At 37.7% G+C, this 5,833-nt stretch carries 8 protein-coding genes and 1 pseudogene; all 9 read right to left on the bottom strand.

Going from position 1 to position 5,833, the window contains the following annotated elements:
* Nucleotides 1-199, bottom strand: a 199-nt coding sequence (locus FJ218_10550) for a hypothetical protein (protein ID MBM4167340.1), incomplete at its 3' end; no start/stop codon positions are given.
* A complete protein-coding gene (locus FJ218_10555; GenBank protein ID MBM4167341.1) occupies nt 196-426 on the bottom strand; it encodes a DUF433 domain-containing protein in 231 nt (76 codons plus the stop codon). The genes FJ218_10555 and FJ218_10550, both read right to left, overlap by 4 nt.
* A 5-nt stretch (nt 427-431) precedes the next feature.
* Nucleotides 432-818 carry an iron-sulfur cluster insertion protein ErpA gene (gene erpA / locus FJ218_10560; GenBank protein ID MBM4167342.1) on the bottom strand — a complete coding sequence of 129 codons (387 nt, stop codon included), beginning with the start codon at nt 816-818 and terminating at the stop codon, nt 432-434.
* A gap of 117 nt (nt 819-935) precedes the next feature.
* Nucleotides 936-1,745, bottom strand: coding sequence for a class I SAM-dependent methyltransferase (locus FJ218_10565; GenBank protein MBM4167343.1), 810 nt, complete (start codon nt 1,743-1,745; stop codon nt 936-938).
* Nucleotides 1,745-1,953, bottom strand: a pseudogene (locus tag FJ218_10570) (YgiT-type zinc finger protein). The gene FJ218_10565 and the pseudogene FJ218_10570 overlap by 1 nt, the downstream one beginning before the upstream one ends.
* Before the next feature lie 173 nt (nt 1,954-2,126).
* Nucleotides 2,127-2,609, bottom strand: coding sequence for an SUF system NifU family Fe-S cluster assembly protein (locus FJ218_10575; protein ID MBM4167344.1), 483 nt, complete (start codon nt 2,607-2,609; stop codon nt 2,127-2,129).
* 42 nt (nt 2,610-2,651) lie between these two features.
* Complete coding sequence (locus FJ218_10580) at nt 2,652-3,875, bottom strand: cysteine desulfurase (protein MBM4167345.1); 1,224 nt, start codon at nt 3,873-3,875, stop codon at nt 2,652-2,654.
* A 54-nt stretch (nt 3,876-3,929) separates the two neighbouring features.
* Entirely contained in the window at nt 3,930-4,712 is a 783-nt protein-coding gene (locus FJ218_10585; GenBank protein ID MBM4167346.1) for a Fic family protein, read from the bottom strand.
* 130 nt (nt 4,713-4,842) lie between these two features.
* The coding region (gene sufD / locus FJ218_10590; protein MBM4167347.1) for a Fe-S cluster assembly protein SufD at nt 4,843-5,833 on the bottom strand (991 nt) is incomplete at its 5' end.

Consider the following 5,833-nt stretch of genomic DNA (forward strand, 5'->3'; position numbering starts at 1 on the left):
TGAATTTTACTATACTTTGAAAATCAGTATCGCGAGTAATAATCCACATTTTATTTTTCTCTGCATACGAATATACCGCTCCATTTTTCAAACCAGTCTTTCCGATTTTCTTTATGTGTTCAACAAGGTAATTTTCTTTCTCTAATAACTGAATGAGTTCAAAAGGTAAATTTTCATCAAGCAGAAATTTCACTTTCATATTCTTGCAGTTTCATACTCGCACATCATCGAAGCGTATTTTAATGCGGCTTTTATCGAGCGGCGTTTCAGCGAAGGATAATCTTTCAAAATTTCTTCTTCACTCATTCCGTCAGCAAGCATTGAAACAACCAACGCAACGGGAATACGTGTACCTTTTACGCAAGGTTTTCCGTGCATTATTTCCGGGTCGGAAGATATCAATGTATAAACTTGGTTTCTACTCATAAAATTTACGATGCTAAAAACGAATTTCCACAACCGCATGTTTTGGTTGCTTTCGGATTACTGAACACAAATCCTTTTCCGTTTAATCCATCGGAGAAATCGAGAATGGTTCCACCGAGATAAAACATATTTTTCGGGTCAACAAAAATTTTCACACCGTGTTGTTCAAGAATAATGTCACTTTCTTTTTGAATGTCATCGAATGCGAACATATACGAAAACCCCGAACATCCGCCGCCTTTTATTCCAACGCGCAATGCGTGATTCTCTGCGATGTTGTTTTCCATTTTTATTTTTTGAACTTGCACCGCCGCTTTCTCCGTAATATAAATTTCCTCTTGCGAAACCGTTGGCTGTGAAAGTGTTTCTTGAATGACTAATGTGTTTTCCATAGGACTATATAATATTTGAGACGATGACATTTAAAGGATTACTGATAATATTTCTTACAAAACGAATTTTATATTACTTGGTTCTATATTTTTTTTCTTTTAAAATTGAATAGTTGATTATTTTTTCCCGATGCATACTAACCTGGTTCCTAATCGGAAAGATAAAGATACAGGGGAAGTAGGTACTAAAACACGCAAAATATACGACAATAATCGAAGAACTCTCCATTGGGGATAATAGCAAATAGAATTGTATAAATCTATTCCTTTTACAGTGATATCATCAAAATTAGATTTTTTCATTTCTAATTCGATTTCATCTGGAGAAATCTCAAATTCGGGTAGTTCGTAAATTTCGAAGTTAGAAAATTTATTTCTGAGAAATTCCCAAATATTTACCAAAGGATGAAGTTTGTTGGGAAATGCTACAACTGTATATCCTCCTTTTTTCGTGATTCGGTTCATTTCCGATAATAGTTCAATTCTGTAGTTTTCGTTTGAGTAATGTTCTATAACACCACTATTAAAAACGACATCGAAAGTTTCATCTGAAAAACCAGTGTTAAAAAAATCCCCTTGAATGATATCTAGTTCTAATGGTCTTCTTAAAGTCATTTCGTAGTTTTCTTTTGCATTTTTTAAATTCCTCAATGGTATTTCATAATAATCAAATGCAGTTACCTTATACCCCATAAATGCCAGATACAATGAGTCTATTCCTCTACCACAACCTAATTCTATAATCTTTTTTTCACTTGAGTTAGGAATTAAACTCTCAAGTAATTTCATAAAATCTTGGTGTTTTAATCGAGATAAGTATTTCGGATATGAAGTTTGATAAAAATTTCGATTGTTTTTAAAAACATTTCCCCATGCATTAGTTACATGGTTTTTGTCATAGATATTCGATTTAGAAAAATATTTCATTATGCCTCAATCTCTAACTTTTCTGTTTGAATATCAAGTGTTTTCAACGTGGATTGAATCGTATTCACTTCTTCTTCAAAAAAAGTTTCTCCGCATTGTGTGCAAACCCACGCGGGAATCGAATCAAACGTTAAGTGATAACCTTTTCGATGAACGTCGAAATGTGTAGTTTGTTTTTTCATTGTGCCTTGCAAAATAAACATTCCATATTATTTTATTTGGTGTAATGGAGATTGTAATTTTTCTATTAGAAAATCCAAACTACAAATATCAAATGTCAAATAAAATCCTAATTACAAATTACAAACCAGTGATTAAATTTTAGAAATTGATATTAGGAATTTGTTTGTTATTTGAGTTTTGAAATTTGAATTTTGCATTCTATTCCTCATCGTGAATTGTCGTTTCAACTTTTGTTTTGCCGTTTTCTTTTTCTTTGAATTGCAGCAATCCATTGCGAATAGTATTCCACGAAAGCGTTGCGCATTTTACGCGAACGGGAAATTCCAAAACGCCTTTCAGCGCGGAAAGTTCTTCGTAATCGCCGTCATCGGAAAACTGCTTCTCCCCTCTCATCATCGCTTTGAACGAATCAACAAACAGCAACGCTTCATCAATTGTTTTGCCTTTGATTGCATCCGTCATCATTGATGTTGACGATTGACTTATTGCACAACCTTTTCCTTTAAAACGAATTTCGTCTATCTTTTTTTCGTTGTTGAATTTTAGAAATAAGCGAACGTCATCGCCGCATGATTCGTTGTAACCGCGTGTTTCAATATCAGCATTTGCAATTTCGCCAACATTGTGCGGCTCTTTGTAATGCTCGAGAATTATTGTTTGGTAGAGTTCGTTGAGTTTCATAACACTTCTAAATGGAGCCCACTTCCAAAGTGGACTCCATTTTCATTTTGCAAATGAAAAAACTTCTTTCACTTTTTTAAGCGAAGCAACAAGCGCATCTAAATCTTCTTTCGTATTGTAGATGTAAAAACTTGCGCGTGCAACTGCTGGGACACCGAGCCAACGCACAAGCGGTTGTGTGCAATTATGTCCCGCGCGAACACAAATTCCGTCTTCATCCAAAATTGTTGAAACATCGTGCGCGTGAACATCGGCGATGTTAAATGAAACAACTCCGCCCCGTTCTTCTTTCGGTCCGTAGATTTCAATCTCGTCAACTTCTTGCAGAACAGAGAGAGCGTAGTTCGTCAATTCGATTTCGTGCAGGCGAATGTTATTCATTCCGAGCGACGAAAGATAATCAACTGCAACGCCAAGACCAATCGCGCCGGAAATATTTGGCGTTCCTGCTTCAAACTTCCAAGGGATTTCTCGATATGTTGAAACCTCCAACTGCACTTCGGAAATCATTTCGCCGCCGCCCATATACGGAGGCATCGCATCGAGTAGTTCTTTTTTTCCATAGAGACAGCCGATTCCCGTTGGCGCACACATTTTGTGTCCGGAAAAAACAAGAAAATCGCAATCGAGTTTTTGCACATCAATAGCAGAATGAGGAACTGTTTGTGCGGCATCGAGTAATACTTTTGCTCCGTAAGCGTGTGCGAGTGTAATTATTTTTTCTACCGGGTTGATTGTGCCGAGTGTATTGGATGAATGCACGACGGAGACAAATTTTGTTCTTTCTGAAATCAATTGTGGAAGTTGTTCGATGTCTAACATTCCCGGTTCGATGAGCGGAATAAATTTCAACTTCGCACCGGTTTGTTGCGCTATCAATTGCCAAGGAATTAAATTGGAATGATGTTCCATTGGCGTGAGAAGAATTTCATCACCTCGACGTAAATTCGCTCGTCCCCAACTGCTTGCAACGAGATTGATTGCTTCCGATGCGTTGCGCGTAAAAATAATTTGTTCCGTGTGCGCGTTGATAAACTTCGCAACTTTTTTTCGCGCGAGTTCGTACGCTTCCGTTGCTTCGTAACCGATGGAATACACGCCGCGATGAACGTTTGCATTATACATTCTGTAATATTCATCCATTGCTTGTATCACGCACAGCGGCTTTTGCGATGTTGCCGCGCTATCGAGATATACAAGCCTTTTTCCATTCACTTGTCGTTGAAGAATGGGAAAATCGTTTTTTATTTTTTCTGGGTTGAACATAAATTTCTAAAGATAGAGATGCATAACACTTCTACAGCACTTTATTTAGCAGTGTCATACCTTTTCCTTTAGTGAGTTTGGCAGCATCAATAAAAACGGAATACTCTTTTCATATTTCACTTCGTAATAGTTGGCTCCGAGTTGCAAGTTCTTGTAGTATGCTGCTCTGTTGTCCCAATAATTTTTCTCTGAAGTGATAAACCAAGCATTATCGCCAAGTTTCTTTGCCAAAAACCATTTCTCCATTAAACGCGTTGCTCTCCCGTTGCCGTCAACAAATGGATGAATGTTCACAAACGCAAGATGTATGTAGGCGGCGTAGTACAATATTTCCGTTGTTGTCAGTTTGGATTTGAGCAAGATTGCAATGTCGGCGAACAACTTTACTAACTCTTGTTTTACAAACTCCGGTTCAACTGCTAAATAGATTAAGCGACCTTGACTTCGTACTCCAACTTTTACTTTTCGGATTTTGCCGCGCTCCTTTTTTATAAGAATGGTTCGTGTTAATATTTCGTGCGCTCTTAAAATGTTGGCAAGCGTCAATTCGTTTTCTCGTGCGTATTGATATGCGGCAATGAGGTCTTCAATTTCTTTCATTTCTTTTGTCCGTAAGTGCAAGTTAAACTCACTCGCTTTTAAGTACGTGTCAAAATTTACCGTGTTGCCTTCAATGTTGGAAGAATGTACCGCAGAATTTGCAAGATAAAATTTGAAATCCTCAACGGTCTGCGGCTTCTTTTTTATGGAAGCATACGCACTCTCGACATTAACTTTAAGCCGTTTTTTATACTCGTCAAATAAGTCTTGTCGTAAGATTTTTAGTTTCAAAGTCATAGTTTCTCACAGAGATTTGTTTGGAACAAAGTTACTAATAAACGTCATTGGTAATTAGTCATTTGTCATTCGTAATATTTTTCAAACTCAACGCTTTACTAATGACCAATGACAACTGACTAATGACAAATCATTTCACTTCTTCCAATCTCTTTTCAATAAATGTCATTACTTCTTCGCGCACATCGTCAACAGAAATTTGGTCTATCGCTTCACTGAAAAATCCAAGCGTTAAAAGCCTCGTTGCTTCGTTGCGCGAAAGTCCACGGCTCATCAAATAAAATAAATCGTTTTCTTTAATCGGACCGACTGTTGCTCCGTGTGTGCAGCGAACGTCATCCGCTTCGATTTCCAATTCAGGAAGTGAATCCGCGCGCGAACCCGAACTCAATAATATATTTTGATTCTTCTGATACGCATCGGTTTTTTGCGCGCCTTTGTGAACGCGAATCAATCCTTGATATGATGTTTGCGCTTTGTCCGTCAGCACGCCTTTGAACAACAAATTACTGTAGCAATGCGGCGCGATATGTTTTTGCAGCGTGTTGAAACTCATCTTTTGTTCGTTCTCGGCAAAATAAATTCCGATGATTTCTGCATTCACGCCACTTTCTTCGCAATACACTTCCACGTCGTTGTGCGAATGATTTCCGCCGAGTGAAACTTCAATCCACGAAAGCATTGCATCTTTTTTCAACATCGCGCGTTTGAAATTGCGATACAACATATTTTCGCCAAACTCTTGCAGACAAACGTAATTGAGCCGCGCACCTTCACCGATAAATAATTCCGTTGCAGAAGAAATAAATGATTCATTCTGAGAAATTATTTCCGGCGAATTATACGAATCTATAAACGTCAATGAACTTTGCGGCTCGCACACAATAATAAGATGCGGAAAATGCACCGCGTTTGTTTGCGAAATAATAGTATGAGAATGGAGCGGAAGCGTAACGTTGACATTTTTCGGAACATAGACAAACACACCGTTTTCAACCAATGCTCCGTGCTGCGAAACAAATTTTCCATCAGTGATTTGTACGCAATCATTCATAAAATATTTTTCGAGCAGTGATGAATGTTGTTGCAATGCAGTTTTGAAATCGGCAATGATAATTCCG

The organism is Ignavibacteria bacterium (genome assembly GCA_016873775.1).
GTDB lineage: Bacteria > Bacteroidota > Ignavibacteria > UBA10030 > F1-140-MAGs086 > JAGXRH01.

Excerpts from the sequence above, each read along its gene's own strand:
- FJ218_10580 (MBM4167345.1), bottom strand. The coding sequence starts at position 3,875 with ATGTTCAACCCAGAAAAAATAAAAAACGATTTTCCCATTCTTCAACGA.
- erpA (MBM4167342.1), bottom strand. The coding sequence starts at position 818 with ATGGAAAACACATTAGTCATTCAAGAAACACTTTCACAGCCAACGGTT.
- FJ218_10555 (MBM4167341.1), bottom strand. The coding sequence starts at position 426 with ATGAGTAGAAACCAAGTTTATACATTGATATCTTCCGACCCGGAAATA.
- FJ218_10565 (MBM4167343.1), bottom strand. The coding sequence starts at position 1,745 with ATGAAATATTTTTCTAAATCGAATATCTATGACAAAAACCATGTAACT.
- FJ218_10575 (MBM4167344.1), bottom strand. The coding sequence starts at position 2,609 with ATGAAACTCAACGAACTCTACCAAACAATAATTCTCGAGCATTACAAA.
- FJ218_10585 (MBM4167346.1), bottom strand. The coding sequence starts at position 4,712 with ATGACTTTGAAACTAAAAATCTTACGACAAGACTTATTTGACGAGTAT.